Raw genomic sequence first — 22,740 nt, 5'->3', positions numbered from 1 at the left:
CCTCCCGTGCTCGGCCGAGTTTCCGCTCGGCAGAGCACGGGACGCCCGCACCCAAGACGGCGGCACGCTTCACGCGTGCCGCCGTCTCCTGTCGTCCCGTGTCGCTGCGCAGTACGCAGCGGGCTGCTACCGGTTGTCGTCCGCAGTGCCCGGATTGCGGCTCGGGTCGATGCCGAGACGCTCCTCGACGCGTTCGATGTCGGCGAAGCGCTGGTCCTGGACCACGAGGAGCACCTTCTTCGGCACCGACTTCAGCCAGATGCGTCCGCCGTTGCCCAGCTCCCAGTAGGGGTCTCCCTGCTGCTGGCCCGACGGGGCCCCGAGCTGCGAGTGCACCGCGTCGCGAAGGGCGCTCGCCGCCTGAGAGAGGGCCGCCGAGTCGTCGCTCTTGTCGCTCGCGGCGATCGTGATCTGCGAGACCGCCTCGTCGGCGACCAGCGACCGCACGGTCGGGAGGCTCACGGGGTAACCGGAGCGATGCTGGATGCCGCTCGACGTCTCCAGCTTCGGCTGCCAGCCGAGTTCCTCAGCCAGCGCCGCGTAGCCGTCGCGACCGAGCGGCCACTCGACCGCGTCGAAGGCCGCGCAGACCGCCCGCACCTGTTCGTCTGTCGCGCGCGAGAGTGCATCCATGGGCTGATCCTATCGAGGCAGGCCGAGGTTCAGCTCGGCAGGGTTGAGGCCGAGCCTCTGGACGGAGATGCTGCCACCCGGGCTCGCCTTGACGAGCTGGTAGTCGACCCTGACCGAGCCGTCGGCCAGGCCCGCGGCGAGGGCCGGATTGTCGCGGAGGTACGCGGCGAGGTTGGCGTCGTTGCGGAACACATCGTTGAAGTACAGCGTGGACCCCTGAGCCGCGCGGCTGCCGTTCGGCAGCACGGTGCCGTCGGACAGCGTCGTGCCGTCTGGGAGTATCCGGCCCGTCGTGCTGAGGCGCGCGCTGCCGCCCTTCGCCTCGGCGACGATGAGCGTCTGCGTTCCGTCCTCGCCGACGCGCAGACCGATCTGATCGAACGTCCCGGGGCCAGCCCCGTCGCCGTCGACCACAACCGTTCCGCCCTGCGTGGCGATCGCGTCACGTGCCGCCTGGTCGCCCATCTGCTCGGATGCGCCCACCTGCGCCCCGAAGGCCTCGCGCTCGGCGCTGGCCGCGACCTCGAGGTCGGCGATCGCCTGCGCCGCGGCGGCGTGCTCCTCCGGCGGCAGGTCCAGCTCATCGAGCTGGTCGTTGAGCTCGTCGATGGTCGCCATGATGTTCTTCTTGTTGAGCGCCCCGCCGTCGACATCGACCGTGAGATCGAGGTCATTCAGGGCTTCGAGCTGCTCGTTGCGGGTCTCGAGCGCCTCATGCCGGATCGCCTCCTGCTCGGAGCGCGTGCTGTGGTGCCCGTCGAAGTCCGCCGAGCGGTCGACGCCGATGTCCGTCGGAGTGCGGTGCGCGGAGTGCGGGTCGATGCTCGAGGGCTCCACGCCGGGCGAGTTGACCGGAGCGCCCGTCCGCGGGGACTCGCCGCGAGGCACATCGCCGCCAGGCGCATCGCCGCCAGGCACCGCCGAACCCGGCCCATCCGGTGCGTGCGCAGGCGGTGGGTCGAAAGTGGGCGCGGTCGGCGACCCCGGGCCGGTGCCCGGGAGGGTTCCGGTGCCAGGCGCGGTCCCTGTTCCCGGGGCAGTTCCGGTTCCCGGGGCAGCTCCCGTTCCCGGGACAGTTCCAGTTCCCGGCACAGCTCCCGTTCCCGGGAGGGTTCCAGTTCCCGGCACAGCTCCCGTTCCCGGGAGGGTTGTCGAGCCGGGCGCCTCGAGGCCGAACGCGTTCGACACGGGAGGAACCCCTCCCGTGGGAGCGAGCGCATCCACGACCCCGGTCGCCCCGACGTACGGCGTGATGCGCAGGCCGTCCGGCGAGAACCGGATGCCCCGCGTCGCGAGACCGACGGCAAGCGAGCCGCCGGGGATGGCGAAGTCGGCGGCGAAGGCACCGGCACGCGTCACGATCGAGCCGACCCGGCCCGCCGTCGAGACGCCCTTGGCGATGTTCGCCCCTGGGATGAAGAACGTGCCGATGTTCGCGAGCGTCTCGGTGCCCGTCGCGACGGCGTCCTCCTCCCAGGCGTGGAAGCCGTTCTCTCCTGCCAGCGCAGCCTGGTGGTCCCAGCCGATGAGGCTCCCCCAGCCGGTCGCGGCGACGTTCACGCGATCGTCGAACCACTGATCGGCCTCCGATCCCGGAGCGACGAGCTTCACGGCCCAGGTCGTCGGCGACAGCACGACGGCCGTCGAGAGGGCGAAGTTGCCGAGCCCTCCCCAGGCCGCGCCCGCCTTGTCCCAGCCCCACTCGCCGGAGACGGGGTCGCGGCCGATGAGCGACGCCGCGCCCGTCCACGTGCCGTGCCAGAAATTGCCGGCGCCGTGCGCGACCGACTCGGAGCAGTTGCGGTCCTCGTCGGCCGGGTAGCCCCAGGGCAGCTCTGTCGACGCCATGATCGCCTCGGCGGTGATGGCCTCGTCTTCCGTGACGTAGCTGCCCGTGCTGAGCGTCTCGAGCCCGGCCGCGCAGGTCGTCGCGGCGGCGGAGACGGTCTCGATGATCGCGGCGTACTCGGCGAGCAGCTCCTCGTTCTTGTCCCGCGCGGGGCCGTGCTCGGTCCACGAGATGTGCTCGGTCTTGTCGCCCAGCTTCGTGATGTCGGTCGTCGCCCACTCCCACGACAGCCCGTGCGCATCCCACACCGTAACGTTGTAGCCCCGGAGCGCCTCCTGCCGGAAGGCGGCGGCTCGATCCTCGAGGTCCTTGAGCGTCGTCTTGACGCCCTCGAGCTCTTCAGCGTAGGTGCGCAGGTAGCCGGCCGCGCTCGAGAAGCTCGTCTCGACGTCGGAGGCCGCGTTGGTCGCCGGCGAGATCGCCGCGTACACGGACTCCTGCTCTGGGGCCTGGTACGAGGCGCCGATGCCCGCCCAGGTCGTGCTGATCGTCGACACCTTCTCGACGAGGCCGCTCCCCATGCCCTCGAGCGAGGTCGCCGAACCCTCGATGACCGAGGTGTCGAGGTCCGCGCTCTTGCAGACGAACGCAGACGGGTCGATGAGGCCGTCCCCGGTGCAGACTTCGATCGTCATGCGTCCCCCTGGTATCCGTGCTGCTCGAAGAAGCTGAAGTCGCCGTTCGAGCCGTCGGCGATGGCACCCTGGAACTCGAGCGCCATCTGCTCCTGCCCGTTGTTGTAGGCGTAGACGGCGTTGGCGACACCCGCGACGCTCGCGTTCACGGTGTTGCCGACCGCGGTGACATTCGACTGCTGCTCCGTGAGCAGCCCGGCGAGTGCCTCGGAGACTCCGGCGGTGATGCCGCCGCCCCACGCGACCCCGGCCATGACGCCGTTCATGCCGGCCTCCGTGATGACGGTCGCGAGCTCACCCTGCGTGGCCTGCACGCTCGTGAGCACGCCCTGCACGCCGGTCGGATCGATCTTCCAGTCGGACACGTCACACCCTCTCTGTCACTGAGCCGCCGATCGCCGAGGCGAGCCGCTCGGCGAGCTCACGCCCTTGCTGCGCCGCGCCCCTCGGCACGGTCACCTCCGTCCAGAGCCCGAACGCGGCAGGCGGATGCGCCAGCGCCGCGGCCGCGCTCGTCGCGTCCACGATCGGCTGGCTCTCGAAGAGCGTGAGCAGCGACGCGCCGTCACCGTCGACGGCGTGGCGGACCGCGCCGCCCTCGAACGAGATGAGCTGCCCTTCCGGGTGCGTCTCCGCGATGGCGCGCGCGACGACCTCGTCGCTCGGCGCCACCTCACTCAACAGGACCAGTTCGATCGGCATGCTCAGCTCCTCCCGACCTTGGTGTCGCCCGTGGCGAACTCGAGGGCGAGTGCGGACGCGAGGCGCTCCTGGTCGAGGTCGGAGGCGAACGCGCGCAGCTGGTGCCACAGCGGGTCGCCGCCGGAGAGGCGGACGACGAGCGCAGGAGCCCGGCGGAGGCCGACGGTCGTGACGTCGTGTCGCTCGGCGAGCGCCTCGACGTCGACCGCGAGGTCGCGGACGGCGCGGGCGCCGAGAAGGACGGCCAATGGCTGCTCTGGCCTGCGTACGCCTGGGAGCCGCCCGGAGGAGCCAGCTCGCTCTTCGACCTCGCCGCAGGACAGGAGCGCGACGTTCACGCGTGCCCGCTCTGCCAGCGCCTGGAGGGTGTCGAGGACTCGCGGATGCGCGGCGAGCGCACCGCCCGGCACGCTGGCGAGCGGGGAGAGCTCCGCGTCGCGGATCGGCACGGTGCCCCGCACGTGCTCGAGCAGTCCCGTCTTGGTCCGGGACGCTGCGAGGCTCACGACCGCGCCGTCGTCACCGGATGCGTAGTGGCGCTCGGTGACGGGCATCTGCCGCCGCATCGACTCGGTGACGGCAGCATGAGACCAGCGCCCGGCGAGCGGTTCGACCACACCCCACCGTTCGAGCCCGGTCCCGCCGAGACCAGCGACGAGCTGGTCGGCGACACCACCGATCAGGGTGCGCTCGTCGGCCCGGTCTCGCACGTACACGTCGAAGACGAACGAGGGGACGGTGTGCTCGCGAAGGCGAGAGAGCGTCGGGTGCGCTTCTGGCACTCGGTCGGCCCTTGGCGCCCAGAAGTCGCCGAAGCTGGAGATGCGTGTTCCCCGGAAGGCGTCGAACATCGCGCCCTCGAAGGAGACGGCCCAGTACCCGCCTGCGGCCTGGAACGCATCCGCAACGAAGGTGGAGACGTGCGCGTGGTCGGTGGTGACGAGAACGGGCCGGAGTCGTGCGGCGTGGGCGTCCATGAGGAAGCGCTGCAACGGCCTGGAGAGCGTCACGCGCTCCGCCGACGCCCAGTAGACCGTGTAGCCGCCGCCGGCCCCGTCAGCACCTCGCTCGTCGGAGAGCGGGTCGATGAACGCGGTCACGCGGTCACCTCCTGGCAGGCTCTGGTCTTGCTGAGCTGGCACGGCACGTGGGACTGGTGCGGCACTTGGGAACCTCCGGGGCACTCGGACGAATCGCCAGATTATCTGCAGAACGGCGACACCCGAAGGGCAGTTCTCCCCTGCCGATCGACCGCCCCACGCAAACACCGCCACCGCCGCTCGGCCGCCCCGCACAGCGCGGCCTCCTCCACAGCCACGAAGCCGGGTTTGTTACTCGCCATTCTTCCTGCTACTGTCCGGAGTGCTACTTAAACGTAGCCTCCTGGGCGGCGGACAAGAAGGAATCCATCATGGCGAACACTGACCTCGAGCGCGACATCATCGCGGCGATCGTTGCCCGGCTGGGCTTGGAGATCGAAACGGCCGACGTCGACGTCGACGCGCCGATCTTCGCCGCCCTGGCCGAGGGGACCGAGTTCGAGGAGAGTTCCCTGAACCTCGATTCCATCGACATCCTCGAGGTCGTCCTCGCCCTCGGCAGCGCATTCGACGTGGAGCTGCCGGACGACCAGCCTGAGATCTTCGGCTCCGTGCGGGCCATCGCCGCCTATATCCGCGAGCCGCGTCCCCTCGACGCGAGCACGTCCTAGCCTGCGTCGCCCGACGGCTGGTCCGGCAGTGCGCATCCTCATCACCGGCGTCGGGCTGCTCAGCCCGATCGGCAACAGCTTCACGGAATTCAGCGACTCGCTTCGGAACGGCGACTCAGGTTTCGCGCCGATCACGGCCTTCGACACCACCGAGTTCCCCTACGACCGAGGCGCGACCATCAGAGAGCTGCCCGACGCGTTCGCGGCATTCGTCGCGGACCGACCAGGATGGGAGACGGCCCAGCACTACGGAGCATTCTGCGCGAGCCGCGCCCTCGCAGACGCCGGCCTGTCCTCCGAAGATCTCGACCCGTTTCGCACTGCGGTGGTCGTCGCCTCGTCGAACGCCGGCGTCGAGACCAACCAGGCATACGCGGAGCGGTCGCTGGCGGGAACTCTCGAGACGGGGGCGACCATCGTGCGGACGCCGGGGACCGTCGCGGCGTCGATACGATCCGAGTTCGGGCTCCGCGGCCCCCAGGCATCCGTGTCGACAGCCTGTGCCGCAGGAAGCAACTCCGTCGGACTCGCCTGCGACCTCATCGCATCTGGCCACGCCGAACTGGCTCTCGCCGGCGGTGCCGAACCGTTCTCGATGCTCTCCTATTCCGGTTTCACGCTGCTCAAGTCGTTGACGCACGACGCGCTCCGGCCCTTCGATGAGCTCCGAGACGGCACCGGGCTCGGCGAGGCCGCCTGCATGTTCGTGCTCGAGTCCGAGGCGTCGGCCCTCGCACGAGGCGCGAGCGTCTACGGCGAGGTCGCAGGGTACGGGCTCTCCGACGACGCGCACCACGCGACGGCTCCCGACCCGAGCGGACGAGGGGCGGAGCTCGCGATCCGACAGTGCCTCGAGCAGGCGGGCGTGCTGCCCGCCGACGTCGACTACGTCAACGCGCACGGCACAGGCACGCGGTACAACGACGTCATGGAGCTGACCGCGCTGCGGAGCGTCTTCGGCGACGGGCTCCGCGCCATCCCCGTGAGCTCGACGAAGCCGCTGCACGGCCACACGCTCAGCTGCGCGGGCAGCATCGAGCTGCTCGCCTGCCTCGCCGCGATGGAAGGCGACTTCGTACCGGGGAACTTCGGCCTCCGAGAGGCCATGAGCGGCTTCGGAGACCTCGAGCTGCCGACGCGCACCCTCGAGGATCACCGCGTGGACGTCGCCATCTCCACCTCGTTCGGCTTCGGCGGCAACAACACCTGCATCGCCGTGCGCAGCTTCCGGCCGCCGGCATGATGGCCCACGTTCAGCCGATGGGCTCCGCCGTCCCGGCCTCCGAGATCAAGGCCTCCGAGATCAGGGCCTCCGAGATCGCAGAGATCGCGCACCCCGTCATCGCACCTGCGCAGCTCGTCTTCGGCCACCTCGGCATCGAGATCGAGCCAGTGGCGGTCTGCGCCATGGCCTCCACGTTCCGCTACGTCCGGCCCATCGCCGACGGTCGAGACGAGTTCGGTGGGCTGGAGGCCGCCTTCGACCTGTTCGAAGCCGCGGGGTTCAACTGCGAGCAGTTCCGCACCGCAGACAGCGCGCAGTTCCTCGAAGCCGCACGGCGCGAGCATGCGCTGACGGAGCGACGCTGGCGAGCGGCGCCGATGTACGCCATCCACCCGGAGACGGATCCCGCGACGGGTTCGAGGGCCCTCCTCCCCGTCGCACTCAGCGAGTTCGACGCCGCGTCGGTCCGCGTCACGTCGATCTACGCCGACCGCTCGCTCAGCTACCGCGAGCTGAGCAGCGCGTCCCTGACGTCCTGGGGGTACGCCGCGCCGGTCCCCTCCCTCAGGGCGATCATCGCGCCGAGCCGATTCTCGTTCGAACGGCGGGCCGCGCGTTCCCTCGGCCTCGCGCTCCAGCGCATGCGGGTCGCGGAGGACGGGCTGTCCATGCTGTCGGACTGGCTGGCCACGCGCCCCAGCCGGGGCGACGTCGCCGCCTACCGCCACCGACTCCGCGCGGTCTCCTGCGGCGACAGCAGCTACGGGCGCACGCGCCTCGTCGACGCCCTCGACACCTACGGCGGTGCCAACGCGCACGACGCCACGAGGCTGGGTTTCCTTCGGTCCGCTGGACTGCACCGGGCATTCCTCGACGGTGACGACACCGCGCTCACCGCGATCGTCGCGGTCGAACGAGCCGCCCTCGAGACAGTCCGCGTCTGGCGAGCAGCGGAGACCGAGTCGTGAACCTCACCGCGCGCACGACGTGGCCCGAGACCTACCGCCGCGGGTCGCACTGCTTCTCCACCATGCTCTCGAACGTCTTCCAGGGCACCGGGTTCGACCTCGACGAGGGGCTCTGCTACGTCATCGGCGGCGGTTTCGGGTTCCTCTTCCACCGTGAGGAGAGCAACGTCTACGTCAACGCGCGCATGCACGACCTCGAGCACTTCTTCGCGCGGCGCACGGGCTCGCGCATCGAGTTCCTCTCGCATCCGGACGCGCACACGATGACCGAGCGCGCACGGGAATGGTCGGAGCAGGGGCTCCTCCCCTACCTGTACTGCGAGGCGCGCGAGCTCCCGAGCTTCGCGGGCGTCCTCCCCTGGGACGAGGTCCATGCGTTCGGCGAGCACGCGCTTCCCGTCAGGGCCGTCCTGCCGAACGGCGACCTGATCTGCAACGACTACCTCTGGTCGACACCGGTCGAGGTGTCCGCCGCGAGCGCGGCGGCCGCGGCCTCGATGCCGAGCGATGGGTCCCTGCTCATGGCGGCGCCGGCGCGGAAGTTCGCCGTCGGGCGAATCGTTCCGCCGAGGCTCGTCCCCGACCTCGACGAGGTGCTGATCGTCTCCCTCGCGGAGAGCGCCGAGCTGTTCCTCAACCCCGCCAACAACACGCAGGGAGAACGGGCGCTGAAGGCATTCGAACGCGAGCTGTCCTCCATGCCCGACGTGCTCACGACCCAGCAGATGCGGGGAGAGCTGCTGTCGATCTCGACCATGCTCGAGAAGATCGGGACCGGCGGCGGCGCCGGTCGGCACCTCTTCTCACGCGGGCTGCGCGCAAGCGCGCGGCACCTCGGACACGGCGACCTCGACCCGATCGCCGACAAGTACGCGAGCCTCGGACGAGGGTGGCGTGCGTTCGCGAGGGCACTCCGCGCACATGCCGGGGCCGAAGACCCGAGAGACGGCTGGAGTGACCTCGTCTCTCGGATGCGCGAACTGCGCCGCGCGGAACTCGAGGCCGTCTCCCGGCTCTCATCGCTCGCCGACTGCCTCCTCCGAGGCACCTCGTGATCGCGGTCAGCTGGCTGGACCGGGCGGAGATGCGACGCGCAGCGGCGCCGACCGGTGGCTGGCAGCTGCGCCGAGCCGCGGGCCGTGCACTCCTGACCGAGACCCTCGCGGAGTTCGGCGTGCACGATGCGCGGGTGACCAGGCGGTCTCCCGAGAAGCCCCGGCTCGAGACGAGCGGGCTCCACTTCTCGACGTCGCATTCGGGCGAGCTGTCCGTCTGCGCGGTCGCCCGCGAGCCCATCGGCATCGACCTCGAAGCCGTCGGCTCACCCAGAGAGCACCGGCTGACCCGTGAGCTGCCGTCGCTGCGGTCGGGGTTCTTCACCCCCGCAGAACGCCGAGAGATCGCGACGTCACCGGCTCGGCTGCTCGAGATCTTCGTCCTCAAGGAGTCCTGGGGCAAGCGCGCAGGGCGCGGGCTCGGCATCGGATTCGGCGCTTTCGACGAAGCCGCACTGCGCGCGTCTCACCCGGATGTCGAGTTCACGCGCCTCACCATCCCTGGTGCCGTCTGCATCCTGGCCCACCCCGTGGGCAGCGAGATCACGGTCCTCCGGCGCACCCCGACCGCTGTCCAGCTCGCCGCCGCGGCAGCCACCGATCGAAAGGAACGAGCCGCATGATCAGACTGGCGCTGCACGACGTCGTCCACTACCGGCGCGAAGCAGCGGGCGTGGTGAGCCAGGTGGCCATCGGCATCGCGCTCTTCGTCATCGCGCTGTCCTTCGTCGGCTCCATCGGTCAGAACGCCGACCGGCTCGTCTTCGGGAGCGTCGGGGCGACGTGGCTCGTCGAGCCGAGCGCCGACAGCGGCGGCGCCCTCAGCTTCGACGCAGCGACCGCGGAGCGCTTCTCGTCCGCGAGCGACGCGGAATCCGTGCGGCCCCGGCTGCAGCTCACCGCGAACGTCTCGAACCCGAACGGCTCGAGCGCACGCCCCGAGAGCGCATCGGTGAGCCTCATCGGCGCCGATCTCTCCGCGGAACCGCAGCTCGCCGAGAACCTCGGACTCCCACCGGAGCGCATCGGCACGCAGCACATCGAACTCCATGAGAAGACCGCGAGCCGCCTCGGGGTCATGGCGGGAGACGAGGTCAGCATCTCCGTTGCCGGCGTCGAGATCACCTACACCGTCGACGACGTCGTCACCCCAGACACCCCGAGCTTCGTCATGGAGAGCTGGGCGATCGTCGACCGAGACAGCCTCGCCGAGCGTGTGCACGGCGACCCGGACAGCGTCAACGCGATCCTCGTCGACGCCGCTGACGACGAGTCGGCGCGAGTCGGGATCACAACCGCCGCCGCCGCGCTGGGCACCCCGACCACGGTGTCCTCCTGGTCGGAGACGAGCTGGTCGGCTCTCATGCTCGGCCCGAAGATCTGGGGCATCCTCCTGGTGTCCGTCTTCACGTTCACCTACGTCGTCATCTGCATCGGCCTCACCTCGCTCATCTACTCGGCCATGCTCTCCCGCGTCGGCGATCTCGCCGTGCTGAAAGCCGTCGGAGCGCGCGGCGGGACGCTGCGGCGGATGTACCTCGCGGAGGTGGTCGCCCAGTTCATCGTCGGATACGCCATCGGCGCCCTCCTCGCCACCGCCACGGTCGCCGTCGTGAACCTCCTGGAGGTCTCCTCCACCGACTCGGCCTTCGCATTCGCCGTCGGCTCGACGAAGCTCCACCTCGACCCGAGCTGGTGGGCGTTCGCCGCCCCCTTCGCCATCGGCCTCACGTTGACCGTGGCAGTGCTCTGGTTCCCGGTCCATGGGGTGTCGAAGCAGCCCGCGCTCACCTTGCTGGAGCTCCGATGAGCGGCCGCAGCGTGAACGAGACCCGGTTCTCCGTGCGCTTCAGCGAGACCGACATGGCCGGCGTCTTCCACCACAGCAACCTGTTCACCTGGTTCGAGGTCGGACGCTTCGCGCTCATCGACGAGCTCACCCGCGGCGGGAGCCTGCTCGAACTCGAGGGGGACACGCTCTTCGTCCCCGTCACCAAGACGCGAGTCTCGTTCCTCGGCCTCGGACGCTTCGGCGACGAGCTCCGTCTCGAGACCTTCCTGAAGCCGCAGGCGACCACGAAGCTCGTCTTCTACTACCGCCTCACTCAGGTGCGCGACGGCAGCCCCGTGGCGATCGGCCTGACCGAGCACGTCGTGCTCCGGGGCACCAACCGGTTCCTCTTCAGGTGGCCGGAGTCGACGAGGCACCGCATGGACAGCTTCTTCGCGGAGCACCCGCACGCGGTCACCGACGGAAGGGAATTCGATGCCAGGCTCTGAGTGCATCGTCGTCGGCAGCGGCATGGCCGGTCTCGTCGCGGCGGCCCGCCTCACGGCGCACGGTCACCACGTCACCGTCCTCGAGCAGCGCGAGCAGGCTGGCGGCTACTTCGGTGGGTTCCGGAACGACGCCGGCGACCACTTCGACCTCGCCGTCTCGCACCTGCTCGGCGGCCACCCCGGAGGGGCACTCCACACCCTGCTCCACGAGCTCGACCTCGAGCACGCCGTGCACCTCGAACCCGTCGACATCGCCGACGTCATGGTCATCGGCGATCGACGCGTCACCCTGCCGACCGGCCTCGACCGGCTCCAGACGAGCCTCGGAGTCCAGTTCCCGGAGTCCACGGACGACCTGGCGGCGTTTTTCGGCTTCATGCGCCAGTTCCTCGGCGACGACGGCGGCTCCGAGGACAAAGGCCGGTTCATGATGCGGAACTACCGGCGGGGCTTCGAGGAGTTCTGCACGGCCACCGTCGCCGACCCGCTGCTGCGCACGGCGCTTGCCATGCGCATCCAGTGCGACGAGTCGTCGCTCATGATCATGGCCGGGTTCTTCACCGAGTGCTACGCGAAGGGGATGGTCTCCCTCCGAGGAGGCATGCGCACGCTCGTCGACGCCCTGGTCGGGTACATCACCGAGTCGGGCGGCGAGGTGCTGCTCGGCGCGGAGGTCACCGCCATCCTCGCCGCCGACGGAGTCGCGCATGGCGTGCGGCTCGCGGACGGCTCGACGAGAGCAGGGGACGTCGTCCTCTACAACGGCGACGTCTTCGCGCTCGAGACGATGCTGGCCGAGCACGGAGGCACGGGCATCGCCGTCGAGGGGCGACGACGTGGGCACTCCTCGCTGAGCCTGTTCCTCACGCTCGAGGGCGCCGACCTCTCACGGTTCGCGGGCGCCGCCCGCCACTACCTCACGGACACCGACGACGTGTTCGAGACCTATCGGGTGCTCGAGACCGGCAGGCTGCCGCACCACCCGGTGATCAAGCTGCACTTCCCGAGCCGCATCGACCCCTCCCTGGCGGCACCGGGCCGAGACCTCCTGCGCGTGGAGGTCGACATGTACCACGACGAGGAAGCCCACGACGAGGCCTTCTACGACGAGTACGCGCAGGTCGTCGAAGCTCTCGTCGCGAGGCGCCTGGTGCCAGAGCTGCGCGAGCACTGCGTCTACCGCAGGGTCGTGACCCCGCTCGACTACCTGCGCTGGTTCGGGCACCGAGGCGGATCGGCGACGGGCTGGGCCCACGACGTCGACAACTACCTGGTGCGCCGGATCAGCCAGCGCACCGGCCTGCAGAACACCTTCATCACCGGCCAGTGGGGCGAGTACGGATCGGGCCTCCCGCAGCTGATCGCATCCGCTGCGAGATCCATCTCCCTCGCAGAGAACTGGCTGAGAAAGCGAGCACAGCAATGACAGCACCCACGCTCATCACCGGCTTCGGGGCGATCTCGCCGCTCGGCCTGGGCCTCGAGGACCACGCGGCGTCCGCCGGCGCGCTCGACCGATTCGGCTGGGCCTTCGCCGACATCGACGAAGCCGAGCGCCTCGCGTCCCGCTCGACGACGCAGCACGGACACGAGACCCGGCCGATTCCGGAGGGCTTCAGCATCACGGACTACGTGAAGCCCGTTGGGCTCCGCCGCAAGAAGCGCTTCAGCCAGATCGCCATGGCGGCCGCCACCGTCGCCTTCACCTCGGCCCGCCTCGGCGAACGGCCAGCCGACCTCGAGCGAGTCGGCGTGGTCACCGGCACCGAGTACGGGCCGCAGCGAGTCGTCAGCGAGTACCTCGACGGTCTCCTCGGCGGCGGGCTCCAGCAGGCGAGTCCCGGGCTCTTCACGCAGACCGTCTACAACGTGGCCAACGGCCAGGCGAGCCTCGCCCTCGGCCTCAAGGGGGCCAACTCGACCCTCGTCGGCGGGTCAGCGCTTGCCTACGCCGAGCTGCTGCTCGCCTCCGGCAAGGCGGATGCGCTGCTCGCCATCTCCCTCGACGAGACCAACCAGATCATGACCGAGTACTTCGACCGCGTCTTCGAGTACCCCAGAGGGGTCGCCTTCACCTTCGCCACGGGGGAAGCGGCAGCCGTCGTCGTCCTGGAGTCGGCCCGGTCGGCCGAGGCACGCGGTGCGACGCCGCTCGCGACGCTTCTGAGCACAGCCTCGGCTTCGGCGGCAGGCGCAGGCGTCAGCTACCTGGACTGGCAGCCAGACGACACGACCATCGAGCATTCGATGCGGCAGGCGCTCGAACGCGCGAACCTCACCATCGACGAGGTCGACACGGTCGTCGGCACCGCGAACGGCCTCGAGGGCCTCACGCGGAGCGAGCTCTCGGCCATCCGCGCCATCGGCCACCGCGGCAGCGTGCTGCTGCCGCGACTCGCGACCGGCGAGTGCTTCGGCGGCAACGAGGCCCTCGCCCACGTCATCGGCTTGCAGGCATCCGCGCCTGGCTCGAGCATCCTCACGACCGTGGCGACCGTCAACGGCGGCGTGACCTCGACGATCACCCGGAAGGCGGCAGCATGAACGCCCATCGTCACCCCGCAGGCACGACCCGCGTCTGCGTCACCGGCGCGACCCGCGGAATCGGCCTCGCCATCGCGGAGCGCTTCCTGCACAGCGGGGCTCGCGTCGCCGTGAACTACCGCAGCACTCGGAGCGAGACCATGTCGGTGCTCGACCGCCTCGAGCACCGCTACCCGGGCCAGGTGCTGCCGGTCAAGGCGGACGTCTCCTCCTTCGCCGAGGTGAAGGCCATGTTCGCCGAGATCAAGACCGCGTGGGGTGGGCTCGACGTGCAGGTCAACAACGCTGGCCACGCGAAGGACGGGTACGCGCTCATGATGAGCGAGGAGTCCTGGCGGTCCGTGGTCGACACCGACCTGTCCGGGACCTTCTCCTGCTCGAGGCAGGCAGCCTGGCTGATGGCCGCCGCCAAGCACGGGACCATCGTGAACATCGCCTCCGTGAGCGCCCTCACGAGCCCCATCGGGCAGGCCAACTACGCGGCCGCGAAAGCCGGCGTCATCGCCCTCACCAAGACCCTCGCGAAGGAACTCGCGACGTTCGGCATCCGGGTGAACTCGGTCGCCCCCGGCTTCATCGACACCGACATGCTCGACTCGCTGCCTCAGCCGACGCGCGACGAGTACCTGAAGCTCATCCCCCAGGCCCGCTTCGGGCGGGCGGAGGAGATCGCGGACGTCGTCCAGTTCCTCGCGGGGCCGAGTGCCTCCTACATCAACGGGCACTGCCTGGTCGCCGATGGCGGGCTCACGGCATGAGTGGCATGAGTGGCACCACGACCACGCGCGACCTCATGGCGAGGCTCCCCCACCGGTACCCGTTCCTCCTGATCGACAGGATCGAGGAGCTCGATCCCGGAACCTCGGTCCGCGCGATCAAGAACGTCACGGTCAACGAGCCGCACTTCGCGGGCCACTTCCCAGGGAACCCGATCATGCCCGGAGTCCTGATCCTCGAGGCGATGGCCCAGGCAGGAGGCCAGCTGTTCGACATCGGGGATCGGCTCTGCGTCCTCGCCCGAATCGACATCGTCCGCTTCCGGAACGCCGTGATCCCCGGCGACCGACTCATCCTCGACGCACGGGCGATCGCGACGCTCGCCTCCATGGGGAAGGTCGAGGCGACCGCGACCGTCGACGACCGCATCGTCGCGAGCGCCGACATCACCTACAGCTTCCTCGAAGGACGTACCGCATGATCACGACGCATGACCTGACCAAGACCTACGGCGAGGGCACGAGCGAGGTGCGCGCGAACCGCGGCATCTCCCTCGAGATCGCGGCCGGCGAGTTCGTCGTGCTCGCGGGCCCCTCCGGATCGGGCAAGACCACCCTGCTCAACCTCATCGGAGGACTCGACACGGCGACCTCGGGCTCGATCACGGTCAACGGCGCTGAGCTGACCCGCCTCTCGCCTCGCGAGCTCTCCGACTTCCGCCGCGATCAGATCGGCTACGTGTTCCAGAAGTCGAACCTCGTCGGCTCCCTCTCCGTCTACGAGAACGCCGTCCTGCAGCTCCGGGTCCAGGGCCGGCTCACGCGAGGAGCGGCGGCCAGGACCCGCGAGCTGCTCGCCGCAGTCGGCCTCGGCGACAAGCTCACGGCGCTTCCACGGCAGCTGTCGGGAGGCCAGCAGCAGCGCGCTGCCATCATCCGCGCCGTCACGAGCGGAACCGCGGTGGTCGTCGCGGACGAGCCGACGGCGAGCCTCGACGGGCGCAACGCTGACGGGGTCCTCGACCTCCTGCGCCTGCTCAACGAACGGGACGGCACGACGATCGTCGTCTCATCCCACGACGACCGAGTCCTGGCAGCGGGGAGACGCATCGTGCACCTCGTCGATGGGCGGCTCGCGGCGTGAAGATCCTCGCCATCCACTCCAGCCCGCGGCCGAGGAACCTCAGCCACACGGCGGTGATGCTCGAAGCCTCCCGCTCCTACCTCGCCGAGCGGCGCCCTGCCTGGCGGTACGAGGAGACCGCGCTGTGGAACCTGGAGATCACGACGTGCGACGGCAACGGCCGCTGCTTCCGTCGAGATGGCTGCACGTTCGTCGACGACGCGGAGAGCCTGATCGACGCGATGCTCGCCGCGGACGGCGTCATCCTCGCGAGCCCGAACTACTGCGCGAACGTCAACTCGACGATGATGCGCTTCATCGAGCGGACGACGCGCCTGAGCCACCGGCAGCTCCTGGCGGGCAAGGGGGCGCTCGCGATGTCGACGTCCGCGAGTCCGTTCGATGCCCCGTACGCGGCCGAGTACCTCAGGCGAGTGCTCGGAAGCTACGGTGCCAGCGTCGTCGACGTCTGCAACATCGGCAGCCCCATGATCGTGTTCGACTACGGCGACACTGCGGCGGGCAAGGCCATGCGGGCATCCCTCGACGCCTTCGTCTCGGCCGTCGAATCGCCGAGCGAGCACGTGCCGGAAGAGACCTTCGGCGTCGACATCCGGAGATCGCTTCGCGAGCACCCGGAAGTCGCGAAGCGGCTCTTCCGCAGCGATGAGCGGTACTTCGCGGAGCAGGACCGAACGACGAAGGAGAGTCCGACAGATGACGCGAGCCACTGACCCTGAACCCACCGAGCGCCCCGGATCGGCTGCGAGGCGCGAGACGCCAGGGCGGGGCGCGAGCCTCGACCTGCGCTACAAGCTCCACATGGCGGTGTCCATGATCCGCGCGAACCCCCGCAACGCCCGGACGTTCACGAGCGTCTCCGTCGCGACCTTCGGACTGCTGCTCTCGTTCGCGGCGATCACCGCGATGGGCACCATGATGACGCAGTCAGCCAGCGACATCATCAGCGGCGACGTCTCCGCATTCGCAGACGGGTACGAGTACTCGATGCTCAACCCCGAGTCCGACGTCGTCACCTACATCCCGGACGCCGAGTCCGCGGTGCAACGCGTCGCGGGAGCCGAGGGCGTCGAGCAGGTGCGGCCGCGCCTCACGGCCGGCGCGAGCATGACGGCCGAGGCGCAGGATGCCGGGGTCGTCCTCGTGGGCTCGGACGTCGCCGCGGAGGGCTACGAGATCGTCGCAGGGCAGGCGCCCGCGGGCGCCGCGCAGGTCTGCATCAACATCGCGCAGCGGGACGAGCTCGGCATCGACATCGGCACGAGCGTGCTCCTCTCGGTCGCCGGCGCGCCCGTCGATGCCGGTCCCGTCACCGCCGACGTCGTCTGCGTGTACGACAACAGCCGATTCGGGCTCTTCCGCTCCAGCTCCGTGGTCATGGACATCGCCGGCATGCAGGAGATCCTGGACCGGCCAGACGCCATCACGCAGATGCTCATCACCCTCGACCCGGGTGTGGACCCCGCGACAGCGGCGGCCTCCCTCGGCGCTGACGCTCCTGGGCTGCAGTTCCTCACGTCGAAGGAGACGGCCGGGCTGATCTTCACGGTCCTCGCCGCGCAGCAGGCGATCATGTGGGCGCTCGTGATCGTCGCGGCGCTCATCTGCGCGGTCCTCATCGGCAACGTCGTCGGGTTCTCCCTGCGTCGCGACCGACGCGAACTCGCGACGATGCGGACGATGGGCTTCAGCGCGAGGGACCTCGAGACGGTGTACGCCATGCAGGTCCTGCTCATCGGGCTCGGGATGGTGATCATCGGCACTGTCGCGGCCATCGTCGCCGTCGCGATCGCAGGCGCCGTCGGCATCCCGATCGGGGAGGGGCAGCAGCTGTTCGGGGGCGACACGCTCCGACCCTCACTGAAGGCCTCGGACGTCCTGCTCACCGGAGGACTCATGATCGCCGCGCAGCAGGCGGCGAACGCGCTCGCCGCCCGGAAGCTGCTCTCCCGCTCACCGGTGCAGATGGCGGAAGCCGCATGAGGAACACGGGTGCTCGCTCCCCGTTCCGGAAGGGGTCGTTCGCCCCGGTCGCCGAGGAGGTGACCGCCTTCGATCTGGCGGTGACCGGATCCATCCCGACCGACCTCGACGGCCGGTACCTCCGCAACGGGCCCAATCCGATCGGCGTCGAGCACGCGAGGTTCCACTACTTCCTCGGCGCCGGCATGATCCACGGCGTGCGCCTCAGGGACGGCCGCGCCGAGTGGTACCGCAACCGCTGGGTCCGGCAGAGCCCCGTCACGCGAACGCTCGGCGAACCCCGACGCGCGTACTCGGTGCTCGGCGGCGTCGACACTGCCTCGAACATCAACGTCGTCGGGCACGCTGGCAGGATCCTGTCCCTCGGCGAAGGCGGGACGCTCCCGTTCGAGCTCGACGCGAGCCTCGAGACGGTGGGCCCGTACGACTTCGACGGTACGCTGCGGGCCGGCCTGTCCGCGCATCCCAAGACGGACCCGGAAACCGGTGACCTCCATACGGTCGGCTACTTCTCCGGGTCGCCCTCCGTCGAGTACTGCGTCGTGTCCGCGCGCGGTCAGCTGGTCCGCTCGCAGTCGATCGAGCTGCCCACGGCCACGATGATGCACGACTTCGCGCTCACGAGCGAGCACGTGATCCTCTTCGACCTGCCCGCCAAGTTCAGCGCGCTGGCCGCCGCCGCCGGAGACCCCTTCCCGTTCAGATGGAGCTCGGCGGCGAAGGCGCGCCTCGGTGTCCTGTCCCGAGGCGACGAGCGCGCAGACGTGACGTGGTTCGACATCGACCCCGTCTGGATCTACCACACGGTCAACGCCTTCGAGGCGGACAACGTCATCACCCTCGACGCCATCACGCACCCCTCCATGTTCGCCACGCGTCGCGGTTCCATCGAAGGCCACGGCACCCCGTCGCTGGAGCGATTCACGCTCGACCTCACCCGCGGAACCGTGGTCCGGCGTCGACTCGACGACACCCCGCAGGAGTTCCCGCGCATCGACGACCGCCGCTCCGGCCGCCGGAACCGCTTCGCCTACACGTCAAGCGCCGGCGAGCTCGTCGCGACCTGGCGGACCGGGCCGAGAGAGCTCGACGACGTCCCAGACTCGCAGTTCGACAACGTGCTCTTCAAGCACGACCTGGACCGCGGCTCCGCGCAGGCGCGGCGGCTCGGCACGGATGCGGCAGTCGGCGAGGCGATCTTCGTCGCGCGAGCCGGGAGTACCGAGGAGGACGACGGCTACCTGCTCTGCTACGTCCACAACCCGCAGCGGAACGCTAGCGACCTCCTGATCCTGAGCGCTCAGGACTTCGGCGGCGACGAGCTCGCGCGCATCCACCTCCCCGCGCGGATCCCGCTGGGGCTGCACGGCAGCTGGATCCCCGCCCACGACGACGGCCCGCAGACGGGGCCGGACCGCCGAGAGCATCACACGGCCATGGCGCGAAGCACGAAGGAGAACTGGTGTCGGTAGAGGTCGAGAGACTCAGCAAGACGTACGGCGAGCTCGTCGCAGTGGACGAGCTGTCGCTCTCCGTCCCCGGAGGCTCGGTCTTCGCCTTCCTCGGGGAGAACGGCGCAGGCAAGTCCACGACCATCGGGTGCATCACGACGACGCTCACGCCCACCTCGGGCACGATCACCGTCAACGGCTTCGACGTGCAGACGGAAGCGCAGCGGGTGAAGCGCACCATCGGAGCCGTCTTCCAGTCGTCCCTGCTCGACCCCCTCCTGACCGTGCGGGAGAACCTCGAGATCCGGGCGGGGTTCTACGGTCTCAGCAAGCAGGAGACCAGAACCCGCACGGCCGAGCTCGCAGGCCTCGTCGGCATCGAGCCCATCCTGGACCGACGGTACGGCCCGCTCTCCGGCGGGCAGCGGCGCCGGGCAGACATCGCGCGGGCACTCATGCACCGACCGACCGTGCTGTTCCTCGACGAACCCACCGCCGGACTCGACCCGCAGTCGCGAGAGCTCATCTGGTCGACGATCCACGACATCCGCCGAGAACAGGGCACCACCATCTTCCTCACCACCCACTACATGGAGGAGACGGAGAACGCCGACGAGGTGTGCGTCATCGACAAGGGGCGGATCGTCGCCGCAGGCACACCGGCTCAGCTTCGCGCCCAGTTCAGCTCGAGCGTGCTGACGCTCCGCCTCGACGACCCCGCGGAAGCCCTCCGCCTCTGCGCGGCCTCCGGCATCGACGTGCGCCGAGAGGGCGACGACCTCCGGGTCACCGTCTCGTCATCGACGGAGGCGCTCGACCTCCTGCGTCGCCTCCGAGTCCGAGACTTCGAGTTCCGACACGGCACCATGGACGACGTCTTCCTCGCCCTCCTCAAGGGGGTCGCCGCATGAGCAGCATCTGGCTCCTCACGGGACGCAACCTCCGTCTGTTCTTCCGAGACCGGATCGGCGTCTTCTTCTCGCTGCTGTCCGCGATCATCCTGATCGCGCTCTACGCGCTCTTCCTCGGCGGACTGCAGGTCGACATCCTCCGCACCACGTTCCCGCAGGCCGCCGACGCCGACGTGCGCTGGTTCGTCGACTCGTGGGTCTTCGCGGGCATCACGATGATCACCACCCTCACGACCGCCATCGCCGGACTCGGCGTCTTCGTCGACGACAACGTCACCGGTCGCTTCCGGGACTTCATGGTGTCGCCCCTCCGACGCTCCCAGGTGGTGCTGGGCTACCTCATCGCAGGATTCATCATCTCCGTGATCATGACCACGGTCATCATCGTGATCGGCCAGCTCTACCTGCTCGCGCAGGGGCACCCGCCCCTGACACCGGGCAACCTCGGGACGACCTTCGCCTTCGTCCTCCTCTCGAGCGCGACCTTCTCAGGACTCGGCGCCTTCATCGTCACCTTCCTGAAGACGGCCGGCGCCTTCACCGCGGTGTCCACCGTCATCGGGTCGCTCATCGGGTTCTTCTCCGGCGCGTACGTGCCAGCCGGCACGCTCCCGGCCGGAGTCGTCACGATGATCAACACGCTGCCGTTCGCCCAGGCCGCCATGCTCATCCGGCGTCCGTACACCGAGCAGGCAGCCAGCGCCCTGGCCGGCGGCGACCAAGCCGCGCTCGACGGGCTCCGGGACTTCTACGGGATGACCGCGAGCGTCGGCACGCTCGAGCTGACCGCGAGCATCGCGAGCCTCGCCCTCGCCGCCGTCTTCGCGCTCTTCCTGGGCCTCGGCGTGTGGCGCCTCTCCGCGAAGATCCGATGACCACCAGGATCAGACCCTTCGACGCCGCGACGGACGCAGAGCGGGTCGCCCGCTTCATCAACGACCACGGGAGCGGGCCCGCCGCGACGGGACTGCCGCTGGACGGCGCATCCCTGCTCGCGAGCATCCAGGAGACCGGGGTGCGCCTCCTCCTCGTCGCGGAGAGCCGAGACACGATCGTCGGCACCCTCGGCTACGCGCGCATGTCCGGACGCCGGGTGGCGCCAGAAGGCCACCTCTTCGCCGTCATGTTCGTCGTCGAGCGCACCCTGCGAGGCGGCTTCCTCGTCGGCGAGCTGTTCACCGAGTCCTTCCGACGCTTCCCCTCGCTCGGCCTGCGCACACTGCGGCTCGAGGTCGACCCCGCCAACCAGCGAGCGTTCCCGCTCTACGTGCGCGTCGGCTTCCGCAACGTCTCCTCCCCGAGGCCGGACGAAGACGGCTACCTGGAACTCGTGAACCACCTCCCTGGGATCTCGTCGGCCCTGGTCCCCGGAGAGGCCGGCCTCGTGGGCCCGAGCGCGCCAGGATCAGAGACACGATCGCTGCGGGAGGCTCGGGCGGAGTCGCTCACCGGCGGTGTCCGCATCGACGGAGCCGGGCGGACCGTCATCGACTACAGACTGCGCATCGGCACGAGCCGGATCGAGGCGGTCGTGGACGGCCAGACGGGCGAACTCGTCTCCGGGAGGGTCGACGGCGACCCAGCCGAGATTCCGGATGCGGAACTCGCCCCTCCCTCCCGAGCCGTGCATCCGCCGCTTCGCCACGAGCTCGGCGGGTTCAGCGCCGAGCTGGACGTCGAGACGGGCGCCCTGACCGTTCGACACAGGGACCGGCTCGGCCCGCTGCTCGTCGATGCGTTCCCCGTCTGCGGCGACACCCCGGCAGGCGTGCGGCGACCAGCGGTCACGCGGGTGAGCGTCAGCCAGCACGGCGGCACGTGGACCACCACCTCGGAGCACCTCACCCGCGTCGTCAGCTTCCGGCGCGGGAGCATCGAGCTCACCGTCACGCAGAACTGCGGCCACCTCCTCACCGCCTCCCCCTGGAGCGGGTTCCGCGACGCCGAGCTGAGCATCGCGGCGCGCGGACGCGACAAGCGCTCGGCCCACGTCGTGCGCGGGATCTGGCCTCCCGAGGCCACCGACTTCGAACCCGCCGTCGGCGCTGCCCACACGTACGAAGCGCTCGGGATGCGAGCGAGCTGGCACGAGAAGCACAGCGGAATCGGCATCGACGTGACCGGGCTCACCTCGGGCGCCTGGCGAGTCGAAGGACCGCACCTGGCCCGAATCGGCAGCGGCGGCACCATCGCCTACCGCGTCGAGCTCCGCGACGGGCAGCAGACGTGCATGCCCATGGCGGCGCAGACGCCGACGCCGACGCCTCTGTCTCTGCCTCGGCCTCGGCGGCTATGGACGCGAGCCGCACACGAGGCCGGCGTCCTCACTCCCGCGAGCGGCCTCGACGTGTCAGCCGCGACGGGCCTCCACGCATGGCGGCACCGCGGCATCCACGTGCTGGACTCCTCCCAGCCACGCAGTCGCTCCATCGGGCCCCTCTACCGCCTGCCAGCAGCAGCCTGGGTCGCGAGCCTCCGCGACCGGACGACGCCAGACCACGGCGTCGAGTGGGCGCCGCACGACGCCAGCTTCACCCTCGACGGTGCCAGCGCAGGCGAACGACGCTGGGGCGTTCAGCCGAACGCCGACTTCTCAGCGATCGACATCTCCCTGAGCGATCTGACAGGAGCACCCGGCACCGACGAGCTCGCAGTCTTCGTCTTCGTGCCGGCGACCGCCCAGCACATCGACCTCGGCGACGGGCCGGACGCGAAGCGCCTGAGCATCGCGGGAGCGCCATGGCGCACCTGGACGCGGGCGTTCCGGTTCCCGACCCCAGCCGGCAACGTGCTGGTCGAGCCCAGGGACGGGGACCACACGGAGGTGCTCCTCCGGGCCGGACCGGCCGGTGTGCTCGCGACATGCCTCGCGCGCCCAGCCGGCGAGGAACGTCACGCCCGCTGGCGCCTCACCCTCCTCTGACGAGGAACGC

23 protein-coding genes are annotated in these 22,740 nt (G+C 69.9%); 18 read left to right on the top strand and 5 right to left on the bottom strand.

Annotation, left to right across the window (positions count from 1 at the left end):
- Positions 1–126 precede the first annotated feature (126 nt).
- The 5 genes from ITJ61_RS14090 to ITJ61_RS14070 are packed head-to-tail and all read right to left on the bottom strand — an operon-like array spanning position 127 to position 4,919.
- Complete coding sequence (locus ITJ61_RS14090; protein ID WP_104300568.1) at positions 127–633, bottom strand: DUF6301 family protein; 507 nt, start codon at positions 631–633, stop codon at positions 127–129.
- A gap of 9 nt (positions 634–642) precedes the next feature.
- Positions 643–3,117, bottom strand: coding sequence for a hypothetical protein (locus tag ITJ61_RS14085; protein WP_194686489.1), 2,475 nt, complete (start codon positions 3,115–3,117; stop codon positions 643–645).
- Positions 3,114–3,482 carry a DUF6507 family protein gene (locus ITJ61_RS14080; RefSeq protein WP_104244283.1) on the bottom strand — a complete coding sequence of 123 codons (369 nt, stop codon included), beginning with the start codon at positions 3,480–3,482 and terminating at the stop codon, positions 3,114–3,116. The genes ITJ61_RS14085 and ITJ61_RS14080 overlap by 4 nt, the downstream gene beginning before the upstream one ends.
- A 1-nt stretch (position 3,483) precedes the next feature.
- Positions 3,484–3,819, bottom strand: a complete 336-nt coding sequence (locus ITJ61_RS14075; RefSeq protein WP_194686488.1) for a hypothetical protein — start codon at positions 3,817–3,819, stop codon at positions 3,484–3,486.
- A gap of 2 nt (positions 3,820–3,821) precedes the next feature.
- Positions 3,822–4,919: a DUF6177 family protein gene (locus tag ITJ61_RS14070; RefSeq protein WP_194686487.1), complete on the bottom strand. Its 1,098-nt coding sequence runs from the start codon at positions 4,917–4,919 to the stop codon at positions 3,822–3,824.
- A 311-nt stretch (positions 4,920–5,230) separates the two neighbouring features.
- Between ITJ61_RS14070 and ITJ61_RS14065 the strand changes: the two genes are divergently transcribed.
- Genes ITJ61_RS14065 through ITJ61_RS13980 form a run of 18 tightly spaced genes read left to right on the top strand, consistent with a single transcriptional unit; the run spans position 5,231 to position 22,730 of the window.
- Positions 5,231–5,530: a phosphopantetheine-binding protein gene (locus ITJ61_RS14065; RefSeq protein WP_104244277.1), complete on the top strand. Its 300-nt coding sequence runs from the start codon at positions 5,231–5,233 to the stop codon at positions 5,528–5,530.
- 28 nt (positions 5,531–5,558) lie between these two features.
- A complete protein-coding gene (locus tag ITJ61_RS14060; RefSeq protein ID WP_194686486.1) occupies positions 5,559–6,773 on the top strand; it encodes a beta-ketoacyl-[acyl-carrier-protein] synthase family protein in 1,215 nt (404 codons plus the stop codon).
- A complete protein-coding gene (locus ITJ61_RS14055) occupies positions 6,770–7,723 on the top strand; it encodes a hypothetical protein (protein ID WP_194686485.1) in 954 nt (317 codons plus the stop codon). Before ITJ61_RS14060 ends, ITJ61_RS14055 begins: the two co-directional genes overlap by 4 nt.
- The gene (locus ITJ61_RS14050) at positions 7,720–8,778 is read left to right on the top strand and encodes a DUF4872 domain-containing protein (RefSeq protein ID WP_194686484.1); all 1,059 of its coding nucleotides are present in this window, start codon (positions 7,720–7,722) and stop codon (positions 8,776–8,778) included. The genes ITJ61_RS14055 and ITJ61_RS14050 overlap by 4 nt, the downstream gene beginning before the upstream one ends.
- Complete coding sequence (locus ITJ61_RS14045) at positions 8,775–9,401, top strand: 4'-phosphopantetheinyl transferase family protein (RefSeq protein ID WP_194686483.1); 627 nt, start codon at positions 8,775–8,777, stop codon at positions 9,399–9,401. The genes ITJ61_RS14050 and ITJ61_RS14045 overlap by 4 nt, the downstream gene beginning before the upstream one ends.
- On the top strand, positions 9,398–10,588 hold the full coding sequence (locus tag ITJ61_RS14040; protein WP_194686482.1) for an ABC transporter permease: 1,191 nt from the start codon (positions 9,398–9,400) through the stop codon (positions 10,586–10,588). The genes ITJ61_RS14045 and ITJ61_RS14040 overlap by 4 nt, the downstream gene beginning before the upstream one ends.
- Positions 10,585–11,058 (top strand): acyl-CoA thioesterase, encoded by a 474-nt coding sequence (locus tag ITJ61_RS14035; protein ID WP_194686481.1) that lies wholly within the window; start codon positions 10,585–10,587, stop codon positions 11,056–11,058. Before ITJ61_RS14040 ends, ITJ61_RS14035 begins: the two co-directional genes overlap by 4 nt.
- On the top strand, positions 11,045–12,484 hold the full coding sequence (locus tag ITJ61_RS14030) for a phytoene desaturase family protein (RefSeq protein WP_194686480.1): 1,440 nt from the start codon (positions 11,045–11,047) through the stop codon (positions 12,482–12,484). The genes ITJ61_RS14035 and ITJ61_RS14030 overlap by 14 nt, the downstream gene beginning before the upstream one ends.
- Complete coding sequence (locus ITJ61_RS14025) at positions 12,481–13,602, top strand: beta-ketoacyl synthase N-terminal-like domain-containing protein (protein ID WP_104342107.1); 1,122 nt, start codon at positions 12,481–12,483, stop codon at positions 13,600–13,602. The genes ITJ61_RS14030 and ITJ61_RS14025 overlap by 4 nt, the downstream gene beginning before the upstream one ends.
- Positions 13,599–14,360, top strand: a complete 762-nt coding sequence (gene fabG / locus ITJ61_RS14020) for a 3-oxoacyl-ACP reductase FabG (protein ID WP_194686479.1) — start codon at positions 13,599–13,601, stop codon at positions 14,358–14,360. The genes ITJ61_RS14025 and fabG overlap by 4 nt, the downstream gene beginning before the upstream one ends.
- Before the next feature lie 35 nt (positions 14,361–14,395).
- Positions 14,396–14,800, top strand: a complete 405-nt coding sequence (gene fabZ / locus ITJ61_RS14015; protein ID WP_416366858.1) for a 3-hydroxyacyl-ACP dehydratase FabZ — start codon at positions 14,396–14,398, stop codon at positions 14,798–14,800.
- Positions 14,797–15,462, top strand: a complete 666-nt coding sequence (locus tag ITJ61_RS14010; protein WP_194686477.1) for an ABC transporter ATP-binding protein — start codon at positions 14,797–14,799, stop codon at positions 15,460–15,462. The genes fabZ and ITJ61_RS14010 overlap by 4 nt, the downstream gene beginning before the upstream one ends.
- Positions 15,459–16,175, top strand: a complete 717-nt coding sequence (locus tag ITJ61_RS14005; RefSeq protein ID WP_194686476.1) for a flavodoxin family protein — start codon at positions 15,459–15,461, stop codon at positions 16,173–16,175. Before ITJ61_RS14010 ends, ITJ61_RS14005 begins: the two co-directional genes overlap by 4 nt.
- Positions 16,159–17,445, top strand: a complete 1,287-nt coding sequence (locus tag ITJ61_RS14000) for an ABC transporter permease (protein WP_194686475.1) — start codon at positions 16,159–16,161, stop codon at positions 17,443–17,445. The genes ITJ61_RS14005 and ITJ61_RS14000 overlap by 17 nt, the downstream gene beginning before the upstream one ends.
- Positions 17,442–18,917, top strand: coding sequence for a carotenoid oxygenase family protein (locus ITJ61_RS13995; RefSeq protein WP_194686474.1), 1,476 nt, complete (start codon positions 17,442–17,444; stop codon positions 18,915–18,917). Before ITJ61_RS14000 ends, ITJ61_RS13995 begins: the two co-directional genes overlap by 4 nt.
- On the top strand, positions 18,908–19,807 hold the full coding sequence (locus tag ITJ61_RS13990; protein ID WP_194686473.1) for an ABC transporter ATP-binding protein: 900 nt from the start codon (positions 18,908–18,910) through the stop codon (positions 19,805–19,807). Before ITJ61_RS13995 ends, ITJ61_RS13990 begins: the two co-directional genes overlap by 10 nt.
- Positions 19,804–20,682, top strand: coding sequence for an ABC transporter permease (locus ITJ61_RS13985; protein ID WP_194686472.1), 879 nt, complete (start codon positions 19,804–19,806; stop codon positions 20,680–20,682). The genes ITJ61_RS13990 and ITJ61_RS13985 overlap by 4 nt, the downstream gene beginning before the upstream one ends.
- A complete protein-coding gene (locus tag ITJ61_RS13980; protein WP_194686471.1) occupies positions 20,679–22,730 on the top strand; it encodes a GNAT family N-acetyltransferase in 2,052 nt (683 codons plus the stop codon). Before ITJ61_RS13985 ends, ITJ61_RS13980 begins: the two co-directional genes overlap by 4 nt.
- Positions 22,731–22,740: the final 10 nt, after the last annotated feature.

The sequence above is a fragment of the Pseudoclavibacter sp. VKM Ac-2888 genome, assembly GCF_015351285.1.
Classification (GTDB): Bacteria; Actinomycetota; Actinomycetes; order Actinomycetales; family Microbacteriaceae; genus Pseudoclavibacter.
The sequence above is the reverse complement of the archived record's forward strand: the minus strand, read 5'-3'. Positions and strand labels throughout refer to the sequence as shown.

What these genes read in the sequence shown, in the direction of transcription:
- ITJ61_RS14090 (WP_104300568.1), bottom strand. Translation starts at nt 633, where the DNA reads ATGGATGCACTCTCGCGCGCGACAGACGAACAGGTGCGGGCGGTCTGC.
- ITJ61_RS14085 (WP_194686489.1), bottom strand. Translation starts at nt 3,117, where the DNA reads ATGACGATCGAAGTCTGCACCGGGGACGGCCTCATCGACCCGTCTGCG.
- ITJ61_RS14075 (WP_194686488.1), bottom strand. Translation starts at nt 3,819, where the DNA reads ATGCCGATCGAACTGGTCCTGTTGAGTGAGGTGGCGCCGAGCGACGAG.
- ITJ61_RS14065 (WP_104244277.1), top strand. Translation starts at nt 5,231, where the DNA reads ATGGCGAACACTGACCTCGAGCGCGACATCATCGCGGCGATCGTTGCC.
- ITJ61_RS14055 (WP_194686485.1), top strand. Translation starts at nt 6,770, where the DNA reads ATGATGGCCCACGTTCAGCCGATGGGCTCCGCCGTCCCGGCCTCCGAG.
- ITJ61_RS14040 (WP_194686482.1), top strand. Translation starts at nt 9,398, where the DNA reads ATGATCAGACTGGCGCTGCACGACGTCGTCCACTACCGGCGCGAAGCA.
- ITJ61_RS14035 (WP_194686481.1), top strand. Translation starts at nt 10,585, where the DNA reads ATGAGCGGCCGCAGCGTGAACGAGACCCGGTTCTCCGTGCGCTTCAGC.
- ITJ61_RS14030 (WP_194686480.1), top strand. Translation starts at nt 11,045, where the DNA reads ATGCCAGGCTCTGAGTGCATCGTCGTCGGCAGCGGCATGGCCGGTCTC.
- ITJ61_RS14025 (WP_104342107.1), top strand. Translation starts at nt 12,481, where the DNA reads ATGACAGCACCCACGCTCATCACCGGCTTCGGGGCGATCTCGCCGCTC.
- fabG (WP_194686479.1), top strand. Translation starts at nt 13,599, where the DNA reads ATGAACGCCCATCGTCACCCCGCAGGCACGACCCGCGTCTGCGTCACC.
- fabZ (WP_416366858.1), top strand. Translation starts at nt 14,396, where the DNA reads ATGGCGAGGCTCCCCCACCGGTACCCGTTCCTCCTGATCGACAGGATC.
- ITJ61_RS14010 (WP_194686477.1), top strand. Translation starts at nt 14,797, where the DNA reads ATGATCACGACGCATGACCTGACCAAGACCTACGGCGAGGGCACGAGC.
- ITJ61_RS14000 (WP_194686475.1), top strand. Translation starts at nt 16,159, where the DNA reads ATGACGCGAGCCACTGACCCTGAACCCACCGAGCGCCCCGGATCGGCT.
- ITJ61_RS13995 (WP_194686474.1), top strand. Translation starts at nt 17,442, where the DNA reads ATGAGGAACACGGGTGCTCGCTCCCCGTTCCGGAAGGGGTCGTTCGCC.
- ITJ61_RS13985 (WP_194686472.1), top strand. Translation starts at nt 19,804, where the DNA reads ATGAGCAGCATCTGGCTCCTCACGGGACGCAACCTCCGTCTGTTCTTC.
- ITJ61_RS13980 (WP_194686471.1), top strand. Translation starts at nt 20,679, where the DNA reads ATGACCACCAGGATCAGACCCTTCGACGCCGCGACGGACGCAGAGCGG.